Origin of the sequence: Shinella zoogloeoides (assembly GCF_003574625.1) — a bacterium.
Lineage (GTDB): Bacteria > Pseudomonadota > Alphaproteobacteria > Rhizobiales > Rhizobiaceae > Shinella > Shinella zoogloeoides_A.
Genome location: NZ_QNUJ01000005.1, coordinates 347,794 through 371,508, shown reverse-complemented (window position 1 = coordinate 371,508; position 23,715 = coordinate 347,794). Strand labels below are relative to the sequence as shown.

At 65.7% G+C, this 23,715-nt stretch carries 25 protein-coding genes and 1 other RNA gene; 10 read left to right on the top strand and 16 right to left on the bottom strand.

From position 1 onward, the window contains the following. Positions 1-98: 98 nt before the first annotated feature. Both DSD28_RS12500 and DSD28_RS12495 read right to left on the bottom strand, forming a co-directional pair. Positions 99-845 (bottom strand): YebC/PmpR family DNA-binding transcriptional regulator, encoded by a 747-nt coding sequence (locus DSD28_RS12500; protein ID WP_119256715.1) that lies wholly within the window; start codon positions 843-845, stop codon positions 99-101. Between the two features lie 168 nt (positions 846-1,013). After that, positions 1,014-1,508 (bottom strand): hypothetical protein, encoded by a 495-nt coding sequence (locus DSD28_RS12495; protein ID WP_162911373.1) that lies wholly within the window; start codon positions 1,506-1,508, stop codon positions 1,014-1,016. A 140-nt stretch (positions 1,509-1,648) separates the two neighbouring features. On the opposite strand from DSD28_RS12495, the gene DSD28_RS12490 reads away from it, so the two are divergent. Beyond that, positions 1,649-2,185 carry a pyridoxamine 5'-phosphate oxidase family protein gene (locus DSD28_RS12490; protein ID WP_119256713.1) on the top strand — a complete coding sequence of 179 codons (537 nt, stop codon included), beginning with the start codon at positions 1,649-1,651 and terminating at the stop codon, positions 2,183-2,185. A gap of 9 nt (positions 2,186-2,194) precedes the next feature. On the opposite strand, the gene DSD28_RS12485 is transcribed toward DSD28_RS12490, so the two are convergent. The 3 genes from DSD28_RS12485 to DSD28_RS12475 form a co-directional block, all read right to left on the bottom strand. Further along, entirely contained in the window at positions 2,195-3,019 is an 825-nt protein-coding gene (locus tag DSD28_RS12485; RefSeq protein WP_119256712.1) for a TIGR00282 family metallophosphoesterase, read from the bottom strand. Between the two features lie 9 nt (positions 3,020-3,028). Continuing rightward, positions 3,029-3,613 (bottom strand): 5-formyltetrahydrofolate cyclo-ligase, encoded by a 585-nt coding sequence (locus tag DSD28_RS12480; protein ID WP_119256711.1) that lies wholly within the window; start codon positions 3,611-3,613, stop codon positions 3,029-3,031. Positions 3,614-3,684: 71 nt separating this feature from the next. Continuing rightward, positions 3,685-4,671, bottom strand: a complete 987-nt coding sequence (locus DSD28_RS12475; RefSeq protein ID WP_119256710.1) for a sugar-binding transcriptional regulator — start codon at positions 4,669-4,671, stop codon at positions 3,685-3,687. Between the two features lie 297 nt (positions 4,672-4,968). On the opposite strand from DSD28_RS12475, the gene tal reads away from it, so the two are divergent. Then, positions 4,969-5,931, top strand: coding sequence for a transaldolase (tal, locus tag DSD28_RS12470; RefSeq protein ID WP_119256709.1), 963 nt, complete (start codon positions 4,969-4,971; stop codon positions 5,929-5,931). Positions 5,932-6,156: 225 nt separating this feature from the next. On the opposite strand, the gene ssrS is transcribed toward tal, so the two are convergent. The 3 genes from ssrS to DSD28_RS12455 all read right to left on the bottom strand — a co-directional run bounded on the left by ssrS (position 6,157) and on the right by DSD28_RS12455 (position 7,089). Next, a non-coding RNA gene (gene ssrS / locus DSD28_RS12465) (6S RNA) lies at positions 6,157-6,315 on the bottom strand. A 108-nt stretch (positions 6,316-6,423) separates the two neighbouring features. Further along, positions 6,424-6,795, bottom strand: coding sequence for a cell division protein ZapA (locus tag DSD28_RS12460; protein WP_119256708.1), 372 nt, complete (start codon positions 6,793-6,795; stop codon positions 6,424-6,426). A gap of 21 nt (positions 6,796-6,816) precedes the next feature. After that, positions 6,817-7,089 (bottom strand): DUF4164 domain-containing protein, encoded by a 273-nt coding sequence (locus DSD28_RS12455; RefSeq protein ID WP_119256707.1) that lies wholly within the window; start codon positions 7,087-7,089, stop codon positions 6,817-6,819. Positions 7,090-7,418: 329 nt separating this feature from the next. On the opposite strand from DSD28_RS12455, the gene tkt reads away from it, so the two are divergent. The 3 genes from tkt (at position 7,419) to DSD28_RS12440 (ending at position 11,748) form a co-directional block, all read left to right on the top strand. Continuing rightward, entirely contained in the window at positions 7,419-9,401 is a 1,983-nt protein-coding gene (tkt, locus tag DSD28_RS12450; protein ID WP_119256706.1) for a transketolase, read from the top strand. Positions 9,402-9,469: 68 nt separating this feature from the next. After that, a complete protein-coding gene (gap, locus tag DSD28_RS12445) occupies positions 9,470-10,471 on the top strand; it encodes a type I glyceraldehyde-3-phosphate dehydrogenase (protein WP_119256705.1) in 1,002 nt (333 codons plus the stop codon). Positions 10,472-10,548: 77 nt separating this feature from the next. After that, positions 10,549-11,748, top strand: a complete 1,200-nt coding sequence (locus DSD28_RS12440; protein ID WP_119256704.1) for a phosphoglycerate kinase — start codon at positions 10,549-10,551, stop codon at positions 11,746-11,748. Between the two features lie 386 nt (positions 11,749-12,134). On the opposite strand, the gene DSD28_RS25910 is transcribed toward DSD28_RS12440, so the two are convergent. Beyond that, positions 12,135-12,290, bottom strand: coding sequence for a hypothetical protein (locus DSD28_RS25910; protein WP_162911372.1), 156 nt, complete (start codon positions 12,288-12,290; stop codon positions 12,135-12,137). Positions 12,291-12,441: 151 nt separating this feature from the next. On the opposite strand from DSD28_RS25910, the gene DSD28_RS12435 reads away from it, so the two are divergent. Both DSD28_RS12435 and DSD28_RS12430 read left to right on the top strand, forming a co-directional pair. After that, positions 12,442-13,719 (top strand): MFS transporter, encoded by a 1,278-nt coding sequence (locus DSD28_RS12435; protein WP_119256703.1) that lies wholly within the window; start codon positions 12,442-12,444, stop codon positions 13,717-13,719. After that, the gene (locus DSD28_RS12430; protein ID WP_119256702.1) at positions 13,716-13,904 is read left to right on the top strand and encodes a DUF1192 domain-containing protein; all 189 of its coding nucleotides are present in this window, start codon (positions 13,716-13,718) and stop codon (positions 13,902-13,904) included. The genes DSD28_RS12435 and DSD28_RS12430 overlap by 4 nt, the downstream gene beginning before the upstream one ends. Here the strand turns inward: DSD28_RS12430 and DSD28_RS12425 are convergent. Next, entirely contained in the window at positions 13,901-14,344 is a 444-nt protein-coding gene (locus tag DSD28_RS12425; RefSeq protein ID WP_205536198.1) for an NUDIX domain-containing protein, read from the bottom strand. The genes DSD28_RS12430 and DSD28_RS12425 overlap by 4 nt on opposite strands. A gap of 420 nt (positions 14,345-14,764) precedes the next feature. On the opposite strand from DSD28_RS12425, the gene DSD28_RS12420 reads away from it, so the two are divergent. Next, the gene (locus DSD28_RS12420) at positions 14,765-15,283 is read left to right on the top strand and encodes a DUF1465 family protein (RefSeq protein WP_119256700.1); all 519 of its coding nucleotides are present in this window, start codon (positions 14,765-14,767) and stop codon (positions 15,281-15,283) included. Between the two features lie 297 nt (positions 15,284-15,580). On the opposite strand, the gene rpmE is transcribed toward DSD28_RS12420, so the two are convergent. After that, positions 15,581-15,802: a 50S ribosomal protein L31 gene (gene rpmE / locus DSD28_RS12415; RefSeq protein WP_119256699.1), complete on the bottom strand. Its 222-nt coding sequence runs from the start codon at positions 15,800-15,802 to the stop codon at positions 15,581-15,583. A 190-nt stretch (positions 15,803-15,992) separates the two neighbouring features. Between rpmE and DSD28_RS12410 the strand changes: the two genes are divergently transcribed. Beyond that, a complete protein-coding gene (locus DSD28_RS12410) occupies positions 15,993-17,816 on the top strand; it encodes an ABC transporter transmembrane domain-containing protein (protein ID WP_119256698.1) in 1,824 nt (607 codons plus the stop codon). Between the two features lie 18 nt (positions 17,817-17,834). On the opposite strand, the gene DSD28_RS12405 is transcribed toward DSD28_RS12410, so the two are convergent. From DSD28_RS12405 to DSD28_RS12385, 5 genes are all read right to left on the bottom strand, one after another. After that, on the bottom strand, positions 17,835-18,866 hold the full coding sequence (locus DSD28_RS12405) for a peptidoglycan -binding protein (RefSeq protein WP_119256697.1): 1,032 nt from the start codon (positions 18,864-18,866) through the stop codon (positions 17,835-17,837). Further along, positions 18,867-19,934: a MotA/TolQ/ExbB proton channel family protein gene (locus tag DSD28_RS12400; protein ID WP_119256696.1), complete on the bottom strand. Its 1,068-nt coding sequence runs from the start codon at positions 19,932-19,934 to the stop codon at positions 18,867-18,869. Between the two features lie 110 nt (positions 19,935-20,044). After that, positions 20,045-20,845, bottom strand: a complete 801-nt coding sequence (locus tag DSD28_RS12395) for an inositol monophosphatase family protein (protein WP_119256695.1) — start codon at positions 20,843-20,845, stop codon at positions 20,045-20,047. 181 nt (positions 20,846-21,026) lie between these two features. Beyond that, positions 21,027-22,160 carry a tetratricopeptide repeat protein gene (locus tag DSD28_RS12390; protein ID WP_119256694.1) on the bottom strand — a complete coding sequence of 378 codons (1,134 nt, stop codon included), beginning with the start codon at positions 22,158-22,160 and terminating at the stop codon, positions 21,027-21,029. Positions 22,161-22,169: 9 nt separating this feature from the next. Beyond that, the gene (locus tag DSD28_RS12385; RefSeq protein ID WP_119256693.1) at positions 22,170-22,823 is read right to left on the bottom strand and encodes a thiamine phosphate synthase; all 654 of its coding nucleotides are present in this window, start codon (positions 22,821-22,823) and stop codon (positions 22,170-22,172) included. Positions 22,824-22,916: 93 nt separating this feature from the next. Between DSD28_RS12385 and DSD28_RS12380 the strand changes: the two genes are divergently transcribed. Continuing rightward, positions 22,917-23,687 carry a sulfite exporter TauE/SafE family protein gene (locus DSD28_RS12380; protein WP_119256692.1) on the top strand — a complete coding sequence of 257 codons (771 nt, stop codon included), beginning with the start codon at positions 22,917-22,919 and terminating at the stop codon, positions 23,685-23,687. Positions 23,688-23,715: the final 28 nt, after the last annotated feature.

Below are 23,715 nucleotides of genomic sequence, written 5' to 3'. Positions count from 1 at the left end.
GACGGGTGGGAAGGAAGCCATTCCCGTCTGCCGCCTTCGCCCCGCTTGCGGGGAGAAGGTCGCGGCAGCGGGATGAGGGGCCGTCGCAGCTCCCCCGATCAGGCCGAAAGCTTGGCCAGGACCTCGTCGGAGACCTCGAAGTTCGAATAGACGTTCTGCACGTCGTCGTCGTCTTCCAGCGTGTCGATGAGCTTCATCAGCGACTGCGCCTTTTCCTCGTCGACCGGCACGGTGTTCTGCGCCTTCCAGATCGCCTTGACGGTCTCGGCCTCGCCGAGCGTGTCTTCCAGCGCCTTGGAAACGTCGCCGATATCCTCGAAGCCGCAGATGATCGAGTGGCCGTCCTCGTCCGTCGTCACGTCCTCGGCGCCGGCCTCGATGGCGGCGTCCATGACGGCGTCGGCGCTGCCGGCGGAAAGCTTGTAGGTGATCTCGCCCACGCGGTCGAAGGAGAAGGAGACCGAGCCGGTTTCGCCCAATGCGCCGCCGGCCTTGGAGAAGGTCGAGCGGACGGAGGAGGCCGTGCGGTTGCGATTGTCGGTCAGCGCCTCGACGATGACGGCGACGCCGCCCGGGCCATAACCCTCGTAGCGGACTTCCTCGTAGTTCTCCGCATCGCCGCCGGAGGCCTTCTTAATGGCGCGTTCGATATTGTCCTTCGGCATGGACTGGGCCTTGGCGTTCTGGATCGCCAGGCGCAGGCGCGGGTTCATCGCCGGATCGGCCATGCCCGTCTTCGCCGCCACCGTGATTTCACGGGCGAGCTTGGAGAACATTTTCGACCGCACGGCGTCCTGCCGACCCTTGCGGTGCATGATATTCTTGAACTGTGAATGGCCAGCCATGGCACCCCTGTCTTGGTTTGGCGCCCTTTGTTTCGGTCGCCGGTCTTTGAGCGGGACAGGACGACCGCGGTGACGCGCCGGCTTGCTGCCCCGATTTTTGGAATGCCGCCTTATAATTTCATTGTCGCCGCGCGTCCAGCAGTCCGGCGAACAAAGCGAAGGAGGATTTCAGTCGGCCTTTAAGCGTGCGCGGCTGAGGAGGAAGGAATGGCCGTCCTCGCGCTCGCAGGTCAGCCCCGTGCGCTCCGAATGGCAGGTGAAGGGGCCGGCGCGCCAGACCTCGCCATAGTCGAGGATCGTCTCCGCCCCGCAGCAGCCCTGGTCACCGACATTGGAAAGCACCCTGCCCTTGCCGCTGCGGCCGAGAATGGCGCGCACATATTTCGGCTCGATCCGGTCGCAGGAAAGCTCCGGCCCGCCGTCCTCCGGCTGGTAGACGTCCGTGCCGCCCTCGGGAATGTAGACGCAGCCGATATTGCCCGAAGGCATGGAAAATTCCTCGGCAACCCCGAAGGACCGCGCCGGCGCCTTCTCCACCGGCTGCCTGGCCACCCCGTGCGGCTGGCCGGATTCCGCTGCCGGCCCGCCCGGCATCGGCGCGCCGTCGGCAAGCGCGATGGCGGAGGAAACGAGCAGGAGGGAAGCGGAAAGAAGAAGACGCATGAAGAAATCCCGGCCTCTGGAGCCGCGGAGAATAGGCAGCGCCGGCCGCTTCGGCAAGCCGTGCGATCATGCGCCGCCGGAACCTTGTCCGCCGCCCCACGTTCCTCCGGGCATCAACCCAACGAATGCGAGGAACAGCCATGTCCAACCTCACCCGGGCGCGCGAACACCCGAAGGAACAGCTTTTCGACGAGATCGACCGGATCCATGCCGGCATGCTCGGCATCGAGGGCAGCCACATGCACATGCAGCCGATGGCGCCGCAGCTCGACCGCCAGACCGCGACCATCTGGTTCTTCACCAAGACGGATGCGGAGATCGTCGAGGCGATCACGCCCGGCGCCCGCGCGCATTTCTGCGTGGTCGGCAAGGACCACGATTACCACGCCTGCGTCGCCGGCCGTATTTCCGTTCGCAAGGACCCGGCAAAGATCGACGAATACTGGAGTTCCGTCATCGAAGCCTGGTTCGACCACGGCAAGCACGACCCGCAGCTCACCATGCTGGCGCTGGAGATCGAGGACGCCGAAATCTGGGCCTCGACCGGCAGCAGGCTGAAATTCGGCTGGGAGATTGCCAAGGCGAACCTCAACCCGGACGACGAGCCGGATGTCGGCGTGAAGGCGCATGTGACCTTCGGCAGCGGCTCGGCCGACCACCTGCGTCACATGATCTGACGCGGGCGGTCAGCTCCAGAAATCCGGCACCGTCTCGGCAAGGCGCGCGCCGAGGCGCAGCGGCGCGATCTTTTCGGCAAGGCCGGTGCGGTCGGATATCTCGACCGCCAGCCCGCAGACCGTCGCCGGGCCGGAGGCTGCCTCGAAGCGCCCGCGCGGCATCTTGGAGATGAAGCGGTTGAGCGGCTCTTCCTTGTCCATGCCGAGCGAGGAATCGTAGTCGCCGCACATGCCGGCATCCGACATGTAACCCGTGCCGCCGTTGAGGATCTGGCAATCGGCCGTCGGCACATGGGTATGCGTGCCGACGACAACGCTGGCGCGCCCGTCGACGAAATGGCCGAAGCACTGCTTCTCGCTGGTCGCTTCCGCGTGGAAATCGAAGATGACGGCGTCCGCCTGCTCGCCGAGCGGGCAGGACGCCAGGATCGCCTCGCCCGCGGTGAAGGGATCGTCCAGCTCGGGATGCATGAAGACGCGGCCCATGATGTTGGCGACCAGCACGCGCGCCCCGTTGCGGGCGATGAAGAGGTTGGCGCCGCGACCGGGCGTGCCGGCCGGATAGTTGGCGGGCCGCAGGAACTGGTCGTGCCGGCCGGCAAAGCCCACGGCCTCCTTCTGGTCCCACACATGGTTGCCGGTCGTCACGACGTCGGCCCCGGCATTGATCGTCTCGAGGAAGATGTCCTCGGTGATGCCGAAGCCGCCCGCCGCGTTCTCCCCGTTGACGACGACGAAATCCAGCTTGAAATCGCCGATCAGGCCCGGCAGGCGCTCCCAGACGGCCGTCCGCCCGGTCTTGCCCACCATGTCGCCCAGAAAGAGAAAACGCATCGAACTGCCTTATGAAACCTGTTGGAACATCCGCAAGCCGCTTTCCGTGAGGATCGCATCCAGCGGAACGTCGTGCGGCTCGGCCGGTACTGATGCCACTTCCTGGCAGTCGAACGCAATGCCGATCAGCATCGGCGTGCGGCCTTTCGCCTTCAGCCGGTCGATCGCCCGGTCGTAATGGCCGGCGCCATAGCCGATGCGGTTGCCCGCCGCATCGAAGGCGGAAAGCGGCATCAGGAGGATGTCGGGATCGATGACCGCCGCCTCCGGTCCGGGCCCCGTCGTGCCGAAGCCGGTCTTGACCACCGGCGCGCCGACGACGAGCTCGCGGAAGACGATCGTCTCCCGGTCGAGCACCACCGGCAGGCAGAGCCGTGCCCCGCGCGTGCGCAGATGCGCCATCAGCGGCCGGATGTCGGCCTCCGAGCGGATCGGCCAGAAGCCGGAGATCACCGTGCCGGGATCGAATTCGATGCGGTCGCCCGCATGCCCGGCCATGGCAAGGCTGCCCTCGATGCGCGCTTCCGGCGTCATCGCGTCGCGCAGGGCCAGCCGCTCGTTGCGGATGGCCGCCTTCTCTTCCCTCGGTGTCACGGATGTCTCCCGCTGCTTTTCACTCCGCTTAGCAGCAGGCGGTGCCGCAATCAAATCCCACGATGATCCGGTCAGGCCGCGGCGGAGGTTTCCGCCAGCGCCAGCATCGCCTTCGCGGCGCCCTCGTCGGTGATCAGCGTATTGCAGCCGACGCGGCGGATGGTGGCGCGGATGGCCGGCGCCCGGTGCGCCCCGCCGGAGACGAGCACGATATGACGCGCCTTCTTCACCGTATCGAGATCGATCGACATGACCCGGTGGCGGATCGGATGGTCGATGGTGTGCCCCTCCGCATCGAGGAAATTGCACATCGTATCGCACACGCAGCCCGCCGCGATCAGCTCCTCCAGCTCCCGCCGGGCGATGAAGTCGCGCGACAGCGAACTTGCCTCCGGTCCGATATCGCCGCAGCTCACCACCGCGATATCCATGTTCTCGGCCAGTTCGAACAGGGTCTTGAGGCCGCATTTCTCGATGAGGCTGCGCTTGGTCTCGCGCGAATCGACGAGAAGCGGCGCGAGGAACAGGTAGCACTCCGCCCCGAGCTGGCTGGCAAGCTGCCAGGTATATTCGATGGGATTGATGCGATGCGCCTCCACCACGCCGCCGAGCAGCGAGACGACCTTGACGCGCTCGTGGCGGGCGGGGCGGAAGCTGGCCAGCGAGGCCGTCAGCGTACGCCCCCAGCCGACCCCGACCGTGCAGTCGTCGGGGATCGCCTCCGTCAGGAACTGGCCGAGCGCGAGGCCGACGCTCTTGGCCGTCCCCTCCGCGCTGTCGGCCGCCGGCACGACAACGGCCTCGTCGAGCCCGTAGGCCCTTTCCAGCCGCACGGAAAGTTCCACGCAGTCGGCAATGCCCTCGTTGATCCAGATCTGCACCTCGGAGCGCTTCAGCGCCTCGTCGAGCATGCGCACGACCGTGGTGCGGCTGACGCCGATCTTCTCCGCCACGTCCTTCTGGGTGAGGCCCTGGTTGTAATAGAGCCAGGCGGCCCGCAGGCGCAGTGCCGCCGATTCCGAATAGGCCGTATGTGTGTCGCGCCGGAGCCTTGCCACGTCGCCTCCATCTTGCTCGTTCGTTTCCGGCGGGTACCTTAGCACATCGCCGGGGAAATGCGACATATGTTCACGAGAGTGGGCAAAAGTGCTTGACTTTGTCCCGGGGAAATGTCGATAGTCGCCCCATGTCGACTGGCGGTTTTCCGCCGGTCGCCAGTGTGTGCCGGCAAGCCGGCGGCCGAAACGGAAGCACGGCCGCAGGCACGCCTGCATAGGAACATGGAGGAGGGTTCGACGTTTCCCCTGCAAGGGCCGGGGACGGAGGCCCAGCAACAACCTTTCGGGAATTCGGATATGACGTCCAAGCTTGAACAACTCCGCGCGATGACGACCGTCGTGGCAGATACCGGCGACATCGACGCCGTCCGCCGCCTGAAGCCGGTCGATTGCACCACCAATCCCACCATCGTCCTGAAGGCGCTCGGCACGCCGGCATTTTCCGACGCGGTGGCCGAAGCCATCCGCTGGGGCCGGTCGCAGGGCGGCAATCACGAGGGCGTCGTGGCCGCCGTCGGCGATCGCCTCGCCATCGCTGTCGGTGCCGCGCTTGCCGAGCTGGTGCCCGGCCGCGTCTCGACCGAAGTGGACGCCGACCTCTCCTTCGACACCGAGGCCTCCATCGCCAAGGCCCGCGAGATCATCAAGGCCTATGACGCGCGCGGCATTTCCCGCGAGCGCATCCTGATCAAGCTCGCCTCCACCTGGGAAGGTATCCGCGCCGCCGAAGTGCTGCAGAAGGAAGGCATCGACTGCAACCTAACGCTGCTCTTCAACCAGGCCCAGGCCATCGCCTGCGCCGATGCCGGCGTCTTCCTCATCTCGCCCTTCGTCGGCCGCATCCTCGACTGGCATGTCAAGGCCTCCGGCAAGACCTTCACCGCCGAAGACGATCCGGGCGTCCTCTCCGTCCGCGCGATCTACGACTACTACAAGTCCAACGGCATCGACACGATCGTCATGGGCGCCTCCTTCCGCAACACGGGCGAGATCGAAGCGCTGGCCGGCTGCGACCGCCTGACGATCAGCCCCGCCTTGCTCGAGGAACTCGACGCCGCCTCGGGTACGCTGGAGCGCAAGCTCTCGCCGGAAAAGGCCGCCAAGGTCTCGCCGATCAAGATCGACGAGAAGGCCTTCCGCTGGATGCTGAACGGGGACGCCATGGCGACCGAAAAGCTCTCCGAAGGCATCCGCGCCTTCGCCAAGGACCTCGGCAGCCTGCGCGCCATGGTCGACAAGCAGCTGAAGGCGGCCGCATAAAGCGTTCGCCGCCCTGCCCCTCACCCTAACCCTCTCCCCGCAAGCGGGGAGAGGGGACTTGCCCAACGCAACGATGAAGATTTGGGGAAACCGGCGCGGCATATCCCTTCGCCCCGCTTGCGGGGAGAAGGTGGCTGGCAGGCCGGATGAGGGGCAGCAGCCCGGAAGAAAACACGAAGGCCGCCCCGTGGGGCGGCCTTTTCGTTTGCCGGTGATTTCAGCAAGGTACGATCCGCGACGACCGATGGAGGTTTACGATCCTGGGTGCCTACAAACGTAGGTGGGCACCGTGTGACCAAGCCCACGGGCCGGGTCAGGGACAGCTCCCTTTGGATCGAGTATGGCCCCAGGGATTGTGGTTCCTGTCGGGAAGCGCAGATCGCATCCGACATATAGGATGAAAGCGGCGTTTTCGCCAGTAGCAATTCCCGAAGCAGCTTAGCAAAAGTGCAAAGGCCCTCGCCGCGCGCAAAGGCGTGGAGACGCCGCGGATCAGTTCGCCGGCGGCTTGCCGGTAAGCTTGGCGGCCATGCCCTGGATCTGGCTGGTCAGCTCGTTGAGGGCGACGGCGATGGCTTCCTCGTTGCGCGAAACCTCGCTCATCACGCCCTCGCGGCCCGTGCGCAGCTCCTCGGTTTCCTTTTCCAGCTTGGCGAGACGCCGGGTGACGTCGTTGAGCTCGTCCATCACCATGATGCCGGCCATGACGGTGAGCCTCAGGTCGCCGATCTCGCCGAACTGGCTCTTCAGGTGGCCGACATATTGATCGAAGCCGGCGGCAAGCTCTTCGAGATGCCCCTCCTGGCCTTCCTCGCAGGCCATGCGGTAGGCCTTGCCATCGATCTGTACGGTCACCTGTGCCATGCGAAGTCTTTCTTTCTGGAATTAACGGTCGAGCACGGCCCGGATCGTCTCCATAGCCGTGACGAGGCGGCGGGAGACCTCGCGGTTCACCTCTTCCAGACGGTTCGCGCGGAATTCGGATTGATCGAGCTCCTGGGCGAGCCGCGAGCGGTCGACGTTCACCCGCCGGACCTCGCCCTCGACCTCGCCGTGATCGCGCTCGCGGTCGAAGCGCATGTCGAGCGCGTTGTCGAGGTTCGCGAGAGCCCTGCGAAGCTCCTCTATCGCCGCCCTGACTGTTTCCCCGTTTGTCATGAAGCCTTCACCGGCACTTTCAAAAATACGAATCGCCGCCGCCAGCGCCGGTTCCCTTCGCGCGACAGTATTCAACTGCGGGCCCGAGCGTCAACAGCATGGCAATCCGCGCGCCAAAGCCGCTGTGGATCGGCGTTCCGCACCCCTCGCGCGAACGGCCCGGCAAAGGCTTTCGGAACTGCTAAAAAACGTCGCGGAACCAGCGCCCAAGTGCCGCAAAACCCGCCGAATTCGTTGACTCCGACGGTGCACCTGCTATGTGTCACCCCGCTTCCAACCGATACCCGGAACGGCATCGGCCCTGACACCCCGAAGAAGACGGAACAGTCATGATCTCTCGCGAAAAACACGACCGGATGGCGAACGCAATTCGCTTCCTTTCCATGGATGCCGTGGAAAAGGCGAACTCGGGTCACCCCGGCCTGCCCATGGGCGCAGCAGACATCGCAACGGTTCTTTTCACCCGCTTCCTGTCCTTCGACCCGAAGACCCCGTCCTGGCCGAACCGCGACCGCTTCGTCCTGTCGGCCGGCCACGGCTCGATGCTCCTCTACTCGCTGCTCTATTTGACGGGCTACGAGGACATCACGATCGACGAGATCAAGAATTTCCGCCAGCTCGGCGCCCGCACCGCCGGCCACCCGGAATACGGCCACGCCGCCGGCATCGAGACGACCACGGGTCCGCTCGGCCAGGGCATCGCCAACGCCGTCGGCATGGCGCTTGCCGAACGCAAGCTGCGCGACGAATTCGGCTCCGACCTCATCGAGCACTACACCTATGTGCTTGCCGGTGACGGCTGCCTCATGGAAGGCATCAGCCAGGAAGCGATCTCGCTCGCCGGCCACCTCAAGCTCAACAAGCTGATCGTCTTCTGGGACGACAACAACATCTCGATCGACGGCCCGATCTCCATTGCCGACTCGACCGACCAGCACGCCCGCTTCCGCGCCAGCCAGTGGAACACGATCGCCGTCGACGGACATGATCCGGACGCCATCGCCGCCGCCATCGAGGAAGCCCACAAGTCCGACAAGCCGACCATGATCGCCTGCAAGACGACCATCGGCTTCGGCGCGCCGAACAAGGCCGGCACGCACAAGGTCCACGGCTCGCCGCTCGGAGCCGAGGAAATCGCCGCCACCCGCAAGGCGCTGAACTGGGAAGCGGAAGCCTTCGTCGTTCCCTCCGACGTGCTCGACGCCTGGCGCCTCGCCGGCCTGCGCTCCACCAAGGCGCACAAGGAATGGGAAGCCCGTCTCGAAAAGACGGATGCCGAGAAGAAGGCGCAGTTCACCCGCCGCTTCGCCGGCGACCTAGAAGGCAGCCTCGATTCCGCGATCTCCGCTTACAAGCAGAAGCTTGCCGAGACGAAGCCCAACCCGGCAACCCGCAAGGCTTCGGAAGACGCGCTGGAAGTCATCAACGGCGTCCTGCCGGAAACCATCGGCGGCTCGGCCGACCTGACGGGTTCCAACAACACCAAGACCAGCCAGACCAAGTCGATCACCCCGAACGACTTCTCCGGCCGCTACATCCACTACGGCGTGCGCGAGCACGGCATGGCGGCCGCGATGAACGGCATGGCGCTGCATGGCGGCCTCATCCCCTATTCCGGCGGCTTCCTGATCTTCTCGGACTACTGCCGTCCGTCGATCCGCCTCGCCGCGCTGATGGGCATCCGCGTCATCCACGTGCTGACGCACGATTCCATCGGCCTTGGCGAAGACGGCCCGACGCACCAGCCGGTCGAGCACATGGCCGCCCTGCGCGCCATCCCGAACCTCCTCGTCTTCCGCCCGGCCGACGCCACGGAGACGGCGGAGTGCTGGCAGCTCGCGCTCGAAAGCCACAACCGTCCGTCCGCCATCGCGCTGACGCGCCAGAACCTGATGCCGGTACGCCTCGAATACGAGGAAGAGAACCTCTGCGCCCGCGGCGCCTACGATCTCGTCTCGGCCAGCGACGCCCAGGTGACGATCTTCGCCACCGGCTCGGAAATCGAGATCGCGGTGAAGGCCCAGCAGGCCCTTTCCGCCAAGGGCATCTCGACCCGCGTCGTTTCCGTTCCCTGCTTCGAGCTCTTCGCCGAGCAGCCTGAAGCCTACCAGCAGGCCGTCATTGGCAACTCGCCGGTCAAGATCGCGGTCGAAGCCGGCATCCGCCAGGGCTGGGATCACTTCATCGGTTCGGACGGCATCTTCGTCGGCATGTCCTCCTTCGGCGCCTCCGGCCCGTACAAGGAGCTCTACAAGCACTTCGGCATCACGCCGGAGGCCGTCGTTGCCGCCGCGGAAGCCAAGCTGGCCTGAGCGCCGTCGGGCGCGGCCCCGGCCGCGCCTCGCATCGCCAAACGTTTATCCATAGGGAGAAACCCGAAATGACTGTGAAAGTTGCCATCAACGGCTTTGGCCGCATCGGCCGCAACGTGCTGCGTGCCATCGTCGAATCCGGCCGCACCGACATCGAAGTCGTCGCCGTCAACGACCTCGGCCCGGTCGAGACCAATGCGCATCTCGTCCGCTACGATTCCGTCCACGGCAAGTTCCCCGGCACCGTCACCGTTTCCGGCGATACGATCGACGTCGGCCGCGGCCCGATCCGCGTCACGGCCATCCGCGACCCGAAGGAACTGCCCTGGGGCGACGTCGACATCGCGCTGGAATGCACCGGCCTCTTCACCACCAAGGAAAAGGCCTCCGCGCACCTCGCAAACGGCTCCAAGCGCGTCATCGTTTCGGCCCCGTGCGACAATGCCGACAAGACCATCGTCTACGGCGTCAACCACGACACGCTGACCAAGGACGATCTCGTCATCTCCAACGCCTCGTGCACGACGAACTGCCTTGCGCCGGTCGCCTACGTTCTCGACAAGGCCTTCGGCATCGAGAAGGGCTACATGACGACGGTCCACTCCTACACGGGTGACCAGCCGACCCTCGACACTATGCACAAGGACCTTTATCGCGCCCGTGCCGCCGCGCTGTCGATGATCCCGACGTCCACCGGCGCCGCCAAGGCCGTCGGCCTCGTGCTGCCGCACCTCAAGGGCAAGCTCGACGGCTCGTCGATCCGCGTGCCGACCCCGAACGTCTCGGTCGTCGACCTGAAGTTCGTGCCGAAGCGCAACGTCACGGCCGAGGAAGTCAACGCCGCCGTCAAGGCCGCCGCCGAAGGCGAGCTGAAGGGCATCCTCGACTACGTCACGGGGCCGCTTGTCTCGGTCGACTTCAACCACGACAGCCATTCGTCGAACTTCGCCGCTGACCAGACCAAGGTCCTCGACGGCAACCTCGTTCGTATCCTTTCCTGGTACGATAACGAATGGGGCTTCTCGAACCGCATGTCCGACACGGCGGTTGCCCTCGGCAAGCTCATCTAAGCGGAAACGCGAAACACCCGGGCAGAGATGTCCGGGTGTTTTTTCTTGACCAGACGACACATTCAGGAGCGGCAACCATGACCTTCAAGACCCTCGACAACCTCACCGACATCGCCGGCAAGCGCGTGCTCGTCCGCGTCGATCTCAACGTGCCGGTCAAGGACGGCAAGGTCACCGATGCGACCCGCATCGAGCGCGTCGCTCCCACCATCCGGGAACTGTCGAAGAAGGGCGCCAAGGTCATCCTGCTCGCCCATTTCGGCCGCCCGAAGGGTGAGGTCGTCGCCGACATGTCGCTGGAGCAGATCCTGCCCGCCGTGAACGACGTCCTCGGCACCAAGGTCCAGTTCGCCGCCGACTGCATCGGCGAGAAGGCCGCCGCCGCCATCGCCGCCATGCAGAACGGCGACATCCTGCTCCTCGAGAACACCCGCTTCCACAAGGGCGAGGAGAAGAACAACCCCGATTTCACCGCTGCGCTGGCCGCCAATGGCGACATCTACGTCAACGACGCCTTCTCGGCCGCCCACCGCGCCCATTCCTCGACGGAAGGCCTTGCTCATCTCCTGCCCGCCTATGCCGGCCGCACCATGCAGGCCGAGCTGGAAGCGCTGGAAAAGGGCCTCGGCAACCCGGCCCGCCCGGTCGTCGCCATCGTCGGCGGCGCGAAGGTCTCCACCAAGATCGACCTTCTGATGAACCTCGTGAAGAAGGTCGACGCGCTGGTCATCGGCGGCGGCATGGCGAACACCTTCCTGGCCGCCCGCGGCACGAATGTCGGCAAGTCGCTCTGCGAGCACGACCTTGCCGATACCGCCAAGCAGATCATGATCGAGGCGGCGACCGCCACCTGCGCCATCGTGCTCCCCGAAGACGGCGTCGTCGCCCGCGAATTCAAGGCCAACGCCGAGAACGAGGTGGTCGACGTCAACGCCATCCCGGCCGACGCCATGATGCTCGATGTCGGCCCGAAGACGATCGAAGCGGTCAATGCCTGGATCTCGCGCGCCTCGACGCTCGTCTGGAACGGCCCGCTCGGCGCCTTCGAGATCGCCCCCTTCGACACCGCGACGGTCTCCGCCGCAAAGCATGCAGCCGCCGAGACCAAGGCCGGCAAGCTCGTCTCCGTCGCCGGTGGCGGCGACACGGTCGCAGCCCTCAACCATGCCGGCGTCGCCGACGAATTCACCTATGTCTCGACCGCCGGCGGCGCGTTCCTGGAATGGATGGAAGGCAAGCCCCTGCCGGGCGTCGACATCCTGAAACAGCAGAAATAACAGGAAAGCCTTGCGCTCCGGCGCGGATCGCCTACATTTCCTGTATCGTCAACGTTCAGAAAGGAAGGTGATCCGATGTCTAATGAGATTTTGGCTTTGGCCGCGGGCATGGGAAAAGTGGTGACGAAAGCGAGGCAGCCCTCGCTCTGAACCCACCTTCCTTCGGGCCCATAGGCCCGGGTCCGTGCCGGACCAGACCTCATGGGGGCCACCTTCGGGTGGCCCTTTTGCGTTCGGGGGCCGCGTAAACACCGCACTCCTTCCGGCCAAGCCCTCACCTCCCCTCGACGTCATCCGCGGGCTTGACAAAGGAGAGGTCGGAAATCGGCGTAATCGAGGGACGGATGGTCTTCCGCGTGACGGCCGGCCTCCTCCGGGCCCTCAATTTAAGGCCGGATCAGCACCGTCAGCATCATCAGTCCGATCGCGAAAACCGCGATCTTCCAGAAATCCGTGCGCCGCCGCAGCCCCGGCAGGCCGATGGGCCGGATGATGTGCAGCAGCATGGCGGCAAGAAGCAGGGCGGGAAGGATTTTCGACATGGCGGCCTTTCTCGCCCCTTCCTGTCACACCTCGGACACTTTTCCAAGCGATCAGCGCAAGGCCTGAAAATCGCATGGTTTCAAGCTTTGCATCTGGCATTCGCCGGCAGGTACGCTATTCCTTTCCCATTGGCGAAACTGCGAAGGTCTCATGCGTAAAAACCTCATTTCCGTCTTCGCGCTGCTGATGGGCACGCTGTTCCTCTTCCTCGGCAACGGCCTGCACGGCCTGCTCCTGCCGATGCGCGGCGCCTTCGAGGGATATGCGACGACGATGCTCGGCCTGCTCGGCACGTCCTGGGCGACGGGCTTCGTCCTCGGCTGCCTTCTGGCTCCGACGGTGGTCAAGCGCATCGGCCATGTGCGCGCCTTTTCCGGCTTCGCCTCGCTGATCGCCATCATCGCACTGCTGACGGGTATCCTGGTCGATCCGGTCTGGTGGATCGTGCTGCGCGCCGTCACAGGCTTTTCCATCGCCGGCACGTCGATGATCATCGAAAGCTGGCTGAACGAGCGCGCGACCAACGAGAGCCGCGGCCTGATCTTCTCGCTCTATATCGCCATCACCCTCATCGGCACCGTGGGCGGCCAGATGACCGTCGCGCTCGGCGACGTCACGACGCCGATCCTCTTCATGTTCGCCGGCATCCTCTATTGCCTCGCCATGCTGCCGACGACGCTCTCGACGGCCGCCTCGCCGCAGCCGCTGAAACAGGTCAGGCTCGACATCCCCGCGCTCTACCGCACCTCGCCGATCGCCTGCGTCGGCATCGTGCTGATCGGCATCGCCAACGGCGCCTTCGGCACGCTCGGCGCGGTCTTCGGCGCCAATGCCGGCCTCACGCCGAGCACCATCGCCATCATGATGAGCGGCGCCATCTTCGCCGGCGCCGTCATGCAGCTGCCGGCCGGCCGCATCTCCGACAGGGTCGACCGCCGCATCGTCCTCGCGGTGCTGTCGGCCATCGCCGCCATCGCCGGGCTTTGCCTCTTCCTCTTCCAGCCGGCCTCCGTGCCCGCGCTGCTGCTGCTCACCGCGCTCTACGGCGCCATGGCCAACGCGCTGTACCCGATCGCCGTTTCGCACGCCAACGACTTCGCCAGCCCCGAGGACTTCGTGAAGGTCTCCGGCGGCCTGCTGCTGCTCTATGGCGTCGGCACGATCATCGGCCCGACGATCGGCGGCCCGATCATGTCGGCGGTCAGCCCCTATGCGCTCTTCATGGTGACCTTCGTCGCGCATATCCTGATCACCGCCTACGCGATCTTCCGCAGCCGCCGCCGCGCCGCGGTGCCGGCGGAGATGCGCGACGCCTACACGACCATCAACCCCGGCACGCTGACCACGCCGGAAAGCCTTCAGCTTTCGCCGCGCGCCCTCGCCCAGCCGCAGGCCGCCGACGATCAACAGGAGGAGCGCCCCGCATGAGCCTGTTCGACGACGACCGCCCGGCCAGGAAGACCGCACACGAGATCGGCAGCGACCTGTCGCTGCTTTCGGTGGACGAGCTTTCCGCGCGCATAGACCTCCTGCGCGCAGAGATCGAACGCCTCGAATCGGAAAAGGCGAAGAAGGGCGCGAGCCGCTCGGCGGCGGAAAGCCTCTTCCGCTAGACCTCGGGGAACAGCGCCGACAGAGGATAGGGCGGCGTCAGGCGCGGCAGCATGTCCCGCGTGAAATAGCGGAGGGACCGGGTTTCCGGGTCCGTCCAGGTTTCCCCCTCCTCGACCACCGCGCATCTGAACAGGGTGACGACATATTCGACCTCGTCACCGTTCGGATAGGTATGGCGGAAGTCCCGCCCGCCGAAGACCCCGAGGACTTCCACCGGAGCGACCTTGAGCCCGGTCTCCTCCAACACCTCGCGCATTATCGCCTCCTGCGGCGTCTCGCCCGGCTCGATGGCGCCCGCGGGTAGGCTCCAGCCCTCTCCCGAAGCCTTCTCCTGCAGCAGCAGCCGGCCATCGCCATCCTGGATGACGGCCGCGACCGATGGGACGAGAAGCAGCCGCCGGCCGACCAGGCCGCGAAGCTCCATCAGATAGGACGCCATCTTCACATTCCTCGAATCACGCCTGCCTGCGCGGGGGCCGCCGCGCCGGATTGCCGCAGCCTTGCCGAAAAGACACAGGGAAAGACCGAACGACAATAGAGTTAACCGGCCATTAAGCCTTACATGTTATTACTTGCACATCCGGTCCTTCCGGCTTCAGACATTTTCTCCCTCCGGGGTATCGGTCTGATTTTTCTCCCTGTTTTACCTTGAGAGCCGCTTTCCGCGGCTCTTTTTTTATTTGCCGCGCGCCGCCCGCGGCACCTGTCCCGAAAGAATTGTGGAGATTAACCCTTTCTTAAGAATACCCTTGCGCGAATTGGGTTATGGCATCATCTTCTAGCCATAGACCGGCCACTTGGAACACCTCGGGCCGACCTGCCGTTACCTGCAAGTGATGCGTTCAACAGGGAAGAAACCATGTCCGAAAGAGGATTGAATACCGTCAGCTTCGCTGGCCATGTTGCGTCGTCGGCGCAGTTCAAGTCCCTGTACGCCGAAGGCATGGGTCTGGTCGAGGAAACCGCGAGCTATCTCGACGGCGTCGGCAGGCAGGCATCGAAGGTTCTGCCGCGCATGGCCTCCGTGCTCTATGCGGCCGAATCCATGCGCCTCACCACCCGCCTGATGCAGATGGCCTCCTGGCTCCTGCTCCAGCGCGCCGTCAACAACGGCGAGATGAGCCGCGACCAGGTGCTTTCCGAAAAGAGCAAGGTGCGCCTCGACAGCTTCAACGTCGACAAGACCGCACCCGGCTGGAACGACCTGCCGGAAGCCTTCCGCGACCTCATCGAACGCTCGCTGCGCCTGCAGAACCGCATCGCCCTGCTCGACCGCGAGATCTACCGCCCGCAGGACGTCCAGACCTTCCAGCCGGACAACCAGAACAGCGTCCAGGCCCAGCTCAACCTGCTGCAGACGGCATTCGGGAACAACTGAGCGGCTGGCGCACGCATCCATGCATAGACCCGGCTTCGGCCGGGTTTTTTGTTGCCTGCGTTTCGGGTGGGCTGCCCCTCACCTGCCTGCCGGCATCCTCTCCCCGCAAGCGGGGCAAGGAGCGCTGGGAGCGCCGTTTTCCTGCATTCCGAGGCTTGGGGAAAACGGTGTAACACACCCTTCTCCCCGCTTGCGGGGAGAAGGTCCCGGCAGGGGGATGAGGGGCAATCTGCAAACAGCAGGCAACAAAAAACCCGGCCGAAGCCGGGTTCTCGAAAATCCACTGCGGAAGGCAGATTAAAGGCCGAGGCCTTCGAAGCGCTTCTTGAACTTGGAGACGCGGCCGCCGCGGTCCATGAGCTGCTGGTTGCCGCCCGTCCAGGCCGGATGGGACTTGGGGTCGATTTCGAGGTTCATCGTCGCGCCTTCCGAACCCCAGGTCGAGCGGGTTTCGTACTCGGTGCCGTCGGTCATCACGACCTTGATCGTGTGGTACTCGGGATGGATATCAGCCTTCATGACAACTTTCCTGCCTGTTCCGGGGGCCATTTGTCGCAACGGATTGCGGCAGCGGGGCCAAAGACGTAAATGAAGCCGCAGTCGGTCGGACCTACGGCTTCCCAATTCGATGGCGAGCCTATACATGAAGGCCGTCTGGATAACAAGAGCCGAAAGACAATTCGTGCCGCCAGGCACTGGAAACGGGGGTATGGTGTCCACAGACAGTCAGACAGTCGCGGCGGAGAAATCCGCACGCCGCAACATTCGTCCGCTTGGCAGGCTTGCCCCCTATATTCGCCGGTATCGCGGCCTCGTCACGGGCGCGCTGATCGCGCTCGTCCTTGCCGCCGTCACGACGCTGGCGCTGCCGGTCGCCGTGCGCCGCATGATCGACCACGGCTTCTCCAATGCCGACACCGGCTTCATCAACACCTATTTCACGATGCTCTTCGTGCTGGCGGGCCTGCTCGCGCTGGCGAGCGCCATGCGCTACTATTTCGTCATCACGCTCGGCGAGCGCATCGTGGCGGACCTGCGCCGCGACGTCTTCGCCCATGTGACGAAGCTCTCGCCCGCCTTCTTCGACGTCAACCAGTCCGGCGAGATCGTTTCACGCCTGACGGCCGACACGACGCAGATCAAGTCCGCCGTCGGGGCCACCGCCTCGGTCGCACTACGCAACCTCATCCTTTGTCTCGGCGCCATCGCGATGATGGTCTATACGAGCCCGAAGCTCTCCAGCCTCGTCCTCGCCGCCATTCCCGTCATCGTCTTCCCGCTCGTCGCCTTTGGCCGCTCCGTGCGCCGCCGCTCGCGCGAGGCGCAGGATACGCTTGCCGCCGCCTCCGCCTATGCCGGCGAGGCCATCGGCGCGACGCGCACCCTGCAGGCCTTCAATGCGGAAGAGGCCGCCCGCGACCGCTTCTTCGGCAATGTCGAAAGCGCCTATGAGGCCGCCCGCTCGGCCATCCGCGCCCGCTCGCTGCTGACGGGCTTCGCCATCGCCATGATCTTCGGCTCCGTCGTCGCCGTGCTCTGGTTCGGCGCCCGCGACGTGCTGTCCGGCACGCTGTCGGCCGGCACGCTCGGCCAGTTCCTGCTCTATGCGGTCTTCGCCGCCGGCAGCCTTGGCGCGCTCTCGGAGGTCTGGGGCGAGCTGTCGCAGGCCGCCGGCGCCGCCGAGCGCCTGACGGAACTGCTCGCCGAACAGCCGGCGATCACCGCCCCCGTCAATCCGGTCGCCCTGCCCGTCCCTGCCCGCGGCGAACTGGCCTTCCGGGACGTCCACTTCTCCTATCCCGCCCGCCCCGGCTATCGCAGCATCAACGGCCTCTCCTTCGCCGTGAAGCCGGGCGAGACCGTCGCCGTCGTCGGCCCCTCGGGCGCCGGCAAGAGTACGATCCTCTCGCTCGTGCTGCGCTTCTACGACCCGGATTCCGGCAGCGTCCTCCTCGACGGCGTCGACCTGCGGGCCGCCGATCCGGAAGAGCTGCGCCGGCGCATCGCGCTCGTGCCGCAGGACGTCACCATCTTCGCCGCGACGATCCGCGACAACATCGCCTTCGGCATGAGCGGCGTCGGCGACGAGGCGATCCGCGTAGCCGCCCGCGCCGCGCAGGCCGAGGAATTCATCGAACGGCTCGACAACGGCTACGACACGATGGTCGGCGAACGCGGCGTGACGCTTTCGGGCGGCCAGCGCCAGCGCATCGCGATCGCCCGCGCCATCCTCAAGGATGCGCCGCTCCTGCTGCTCGACGAGGCGACCTCCGCCCTCGACGCCGAGAGCGAGACACTCGTCCAGAAGGCGCTCGACAGCCAGATGGGCAAGCGCACGACCATCGTCATCGCGCACCGCCTCGCCACCGTGCTCAAGGCCGACCGCATCCTCGTCATGGAGGACGGCCGCGTGGTTGAGGAAGGCACGCACCAGTCGCTCATCCGGCAGGATGGCCTCTATGCCCGCCTCGCCCGCCTCCAGTTCGACCATGGCGGACAGGCATTCCTCGACGAGGAGCGCGCGGTCGGCTGACCGTGCGTTCCACCTAGGCTATTTCTCGGTGAGTTTCAGCTCGATGCGGCGGTTGGTGGCGCGGGCGGCGGCATCGTCGCCCTCGGCGATCGGCTGGAATTCGCCGAAGCCCGCCGCGACGAGCCGGTTGGCCGGCACGCCGTTGGCGATCAGGAACTTCACCACCGACGTCGCACGGGCCGAGGAAAGCTCCCAGTTGTCACGATAGCGCCCGGTGCCGGAAAGCGGCACGGCATCCGTATGACCGTCGACACGCAGCACCCAGTTGATCTCGGAGGGGATTTCCTTCGCAAGGTCGAGCAGCGCGGCGGCGAGCTTGCGCATCTCCGCCTGCCCCGCCTCGTTGAGGTCGCTGCTGCCCGAGGGGAACAGCACCTCCGACTGAAAGACGAAGCGGTCGCCGACGATGCGGATATTCTCCCGGTCGGAGAGGATTTCCCGAAGGCGCCCGAAGAAATCGGAGCGGTAGCGGTTGAGTTCCTGCACGCGCTGCGCCAGCGCCACGTTGAGGCGGCGGCCGAGATCGGCGATCTTGGCCTGCGAGTTCTTGTCCTTCGCCTCGGAGGCCTGCAGGGCCTCCTCCACGGCGGCGATCTGGCTGCGCAGCGCCGCAATCTGCTGGTTCAGCAGCTCGATCTGGCTCATCGCCCGTGCGCTCACCTGCTTTTCGCTGTCGAGCTCGCCTTCGAGCGTCGTCACGCGGGCGCTCGCGGCGGCGGAAACGCCCGCGCCGCTGTCGAGCAGCTGCTGGAGACGCGTGCGGTCGCTTTCCGACTGGGCGAGCGAGGCCTGCAGGTTGGCGAGCGCATCCTCGAGATCCTGCTTGCCGCTCTTTTCGAGCGCCAGAAGCTGCGTCAGCTCGTTGATCTGGCTCGTCAGCCGGTTCAGCACGTCGTCCTTGCCCGAGATTTCCCGGCTCAGGAAGAATTGCGCCAGCACGAAGACGGTGAGCAGGAACATGATGGCGAGCAGCAGCGTCGACAGCGCATCGACGAAGCCCGGCCAGTAATCGATCGTGCGCTGGCTGCGCCGGTTGCGCCCGAGCGCCATTTATTCGCCCCCGGCCGGATGGGCCTTTTCAGCGGCGCGCTCGGCCTTCTCGCCGCTGCGCGCGGCAAGGCGGTCGAGCGTGCGGCGCAGGGCCTTCGATTCCTCCTGCTGCGCCTCGATCCAGTCGCGCAGCATCTGCTGCTCGCTGCGCATGTTCTTGACGAGGCCCTGGATGCCTTCGGCAAGGCTCGCCATGGCGGCGGTCGAGCGGTTGCCGCCGCCGCTCTCCTGCGAGAGCTTGAGGATCTGCTCGGCGAGAGCCTGGACGTCGGCGGGAGACGTTCCCGCAAGGCCGGCGGCCGCCGGAAGCTCGGAGCCGACATCCGTCACCGAGGAGAGCCAGTTTTCCAGCTCCGTGTAGAAGCGGTTCTGCGCGCGCCCGGCCTGAAGATCGAGGAAGCCGAGGATGAGCGAGGAAGAAAGACCGAAGAGCGAGGTCGAGAAGGCCGTGCCCATGCCCGTCAGCGGCGCGGAGAGGCCCTCCTTCAGCGCTGTCAGGATATCGTTCGCCGTGCCGCCGCCGGCATCGAGCGACTGGATGACCGAGCTGATCGAGCCGATCGTGCCGAGCAGGCCCCAGAAGGTGCCGAGCAGGCCGAGAAAGACGAGAAGGCCGATCAGGTAGCGCGACGTGTCGCGCGATTCGTCGAGGCGGGTCGCGATGGAATCGAGGATCGAGCGGAGCGTCGCCGTCGAAAGCGCCACGGAATGGTGGCGACCGATCAGCGCGCGCATCGGCGCGAGCAGGACGGGATCGCGCCCGACCTTCTCGGCGCTGCCCGCCGCGCGGAAGGAATTGAACCAGCGCACCTCCGGCCGGAGCGCCAGCACATGGTTGAACACCAGCAGCACGCCGATGAGCAGCACGCCGAGGATCAGGCCGTTGAGGCCGGGATTGGAAAGGAACGCGGTCTGCGCCTGGCGGAAGAGGATCGCGGCCACGAAGCCGACGATGATGAGGAAGATCACCATCGTCCAGAAGAAGGCCATGGGGCTTGAGAGTTTGTGCGGGTAATCGTCCCCGGTCTCGGCCGAACCTCCCCAGCCCGGCAGCGCCAGCTTAGCCATGTAGTCGCATCTCCGCTTCCTCGTCGGGGCGGAGACTAGAGGAAGATTGCGCCGAATTGAAGGGGCTAGCCCGCAACACGGCGCAGGAATGCGCCGCGCCTTTCAATCGCTTAGCGCGTCGGCACCGGGCGGTGCACGACCTCGCGGAGCGCCTTGTGGATATATTCGTTGCCGGCGATGATCGTGCCGTTGTCCAGCATGGCGTTACCGCCCTCCAGATCCGTCGCATAGCCGCCGGCCTCGCGAATCAGCAGAATGCCGGCCGCGATGTCCCAGGCCGAGAGGTCGCGTTCCCAGAAGCCGTCGAAGCGGCCGGCCGCGACATAGGCAAGGTCGAGCGAGGCGGAGCCGAGGCGGCGCATGCCGGCCACTTCCCCCATGACATGGCGAAGCTCGATGAGGAACTTGCCGTGGTTGCCCCGGCCGAGATGCGGCACGCCGCAGCCGATGACGGCATCGGAAAGGTTCTTGCGCGCGGCGACGCGCAGGCGGCGATCGTTGAGGAAGGCCCCGCCGCCGCGCTCGGCGGTGAAGAGCTCATCCGTAGCCGGGTTCAGCACCACGGCCGCGACGATCTCGCCGTTGCGCTCGAGCGCGATGGAGATGGCGAAGCACGGAATGCCGTGCAGGAAGTTGGTCGTGCCGTCGAGCGGATCGACGATCCAGCGATGCGCGCCGTCCGTCCCGACGATCTCCTCGGATTCCTCGCCGAGGAAGCCGTAGGTCGGCCGGGCCTTCATCAGCTCCTCGCGGATCAGCTTCTCGGCCTTGCGGTCGGCCTGAGAGACGTAGTCGCCGGGCCCCTTGAGCGAGACCTGAAGGTTCTGCACTTCGCCGAAATCGCGCGCGAGCGACTTGCCGGCCTTGAAGGCGGCCTGAACCATGACGTTGAGAAGAGCTGAACGAGCCATGAACTAAAGTCCTTCGGGAATGTCCGGCGCTTCGGAGACGGCAAAAGCCGCGGCGCGGGAAGCGCACCGGGACCGGGATGCGCCTCAAGACCACAAATCCCCCGAAGTTTCAAGCCTTAGCCGCGTGCAAGCGATGCAATGCAGGGTCTCGCGTCGTGCAACAGGGTAAACGGCAGCCGTTTCAGGAGCCCGAGCGGTACTTGTTCGCCGCGTCGACCGCCGCCTTCTGCTGCTGGTCGTTCAGCCCGAGATAGAAATCCTCCAGCGACGGATCGTTGAGCCCGGCGCGGCGTGCCAGCACGAACCATTTCGCCGCCTCCACCGGATCGGACTTGGTGCCGATGCCGTGGATGTAGAGCTGGGCGAGCTTGCTCTGGGCGACGGCATTGCCGCCTTCGGCCGCCCGTTTCAGCCAGTTGAAGCCGGCGTCGTAGTCACGCTCGCCCGCCGTGCCGTTCACCAGCCACATGCCGAGATCGAGCTGGGCGGTGTCGAAGCCGGCGCGGGCGGCGCGCAGCAGCCATTCGCGCGCCCGCTTGCGTTTCGCCTCCGGCAGGTCGGGAATGTTGGCGTAGATCTGCGAGAGCGCATATTGCGCGTCGGCAATGCCCTGCTCGGCGGATTTCTCGTAGTAGGGCAGCGCCTCGCGCAGCCCCTTCTCGCCGGGACTGTCGGCCACCAGCACCTGCGCATAGTTGAACTGCGCCGAGGGATTGCCCAGCTCGGCCGATTTCTTCATCAGCTCGTCGGCCTTCTTGCGGTCGTCCTTGGAGCGCGAGCGCTCCATCAGCAGAACGGCATATTTGAACATGCCGGTCGGGTCGCCGCCGTTGGCCGCCTGCTGGTACCAGAACATCGCCTGGTCGCGGTCCCGCTTCACGCCGAGCCCGCGGTCGAGGATTTCCGCGACGAGCGTCTGGGCGGACGGATCGCCGAGCTGCGCGCGCGGCAGGGCAAGGTCCATCGCCGTCAGGTAGCGCCCACGCTGGAAGGCGCCGTAGGCCTCGTCGACCTTGCCGGTGAAGGGCTTTTCCGCCGGCAGGTCCGGCAGATCGGCGCCCATGCGGTCAAGCACCGTCAGGCCGCTCGACGGTCCGTCGGCAGGCGTGTCCCCGTCCGCAGGCTTGTCCGCCGGCTTTTCGAATGTGGCGGCGGGCTGCTGGGCATCCTTCGCCTTCGCATCCGCCTCGCCGGCGGTGACGGCGGGGCCCTTCTTCGCCGTTTCCGCGGCAGCGGGCACGGCCGCAAGGGCAACCGTGGCGAGAAGCGCCAGAGGCGCGATGCGGCGAGCGTGCGAGAAAACGGCCCTGATCATGAGCGCCTACTATTCCCCAAACCGTGGCGCTTTTTCGTCAAGCAGCGCGTTCACGGCCGCAACGACATGCGGCGCCTGCGCGGGATCGGCGAAGACCGCCTTGTCGAGCGCCACGAATTCGGCCCCGCTCTCCGCAACGGCCAGCGCCGACTGCGGATCGGTGCCGCCGAGCACGATGCAGGGAATCTCCACCATCGAGGCCCACCATTCGGCAAGCGCGAGGTTCTTCGGATGGGCCTCCGGCTTGATGTCGCCGCCGATCTTGCCGAAGAAGATATAGTCCGGCTGCACCTCGCCGATCTCCAGCGCCTTGTGCCGGTCCGTGGCGTTTCCGCCGCCGACGATGAGGCGCGGGGTGAATTTCTCCACCGTCTCGCCGAGCTCTTCCAGCCCGCCCGTCACATGGATGCCGTCGGCCTTGGCCCGGCCCGCGACGCGCGTGTCGCCGGCGAGGAGCGCGGCCGCGCCCGCCTTCTGGACGATCGATACCAGCACTTCGGCATGCTTCTGGAACTGGCCGTCGTCGAGGCCGTATTGCGGCAGGATCACGGAAGCGACGTCACCGCCCTTCAGCGCGCCCTCCAGCATGGCGGCCCGCGCGGAAAGCTCCTCCCCCTCGGGTAGGATCAGCACAAGGCGGCAGCGGTTTTCGACGTCGGACATGGATGGGCACTTCCCTCGGATTGAGATGTTCGGGGCTCGTCATAACAGATCAAAGCGGATAGACGGAAGGACGAAGAGGATCAATCGCCTTCCATGCCCATCGACCCCGCCATCTATTATGCCGCCATCCCCGCAGTCCTGCTCGTCGGACTCACCAAGGGCGGCATGGGCGAGGCGCTTGCCCTCATGGGCGTGCCGCTGCTGGCCATGGCCGTGCCGCCGGTGCAGGCCGCCGCCATCCTCCTGCCGATCCTCGTCGTGATGGATTGCGTGTCGCTCTATATCTGGCGCCGGCACAACGACCGCACGCTCCTGAAGATGATGCTGCCCAGCGCGCTTTTCGGCATCGCCATCGGCTGGGCGACCTCGGCCTATGTGCCGCGCGATGCGCTGCGCCTCATCATCGGCCTCATTACCGTGCTCTTCGTCGCCCGCTATTTCTACAACAGCTGGCGCGCCCGGCACGGCTACGTCATCGCCGCGAAGCCGCACCGGCTGGTGCCGGCGGCCTTCCTCGGCACGCTTTCCGGCTATGGCAGCTTCGTCGCCCATGCGGGCGGCGCGCCATTCCAGGTCTACGGACTGCCGCTGAAGCTGCCGCCGCGCGAATATACCGGCGCTGGCGTGCGCTTCTTCGCCATCCTCAATTTCATCAAGCTCGGCCCCTATTTCGCCCTCGGCCAGCTCGATGCCGAGAACCTGACGATCTCCGCGACGCTCGTTCCCCTCGCCATCGCGGCGACGGCCTGCGGCGGCTTCGTCGTCAAGCGCATGAAGCCGGATGTCTTCTATCCCTTCATGTATGCCATGGCCCTCATCGCCGGCCTGAAACTCGTCTATGACGGGGCAGCCGCCTTCGTCTGAGAGGCTTTTCGGCACTGCACAATTTGCT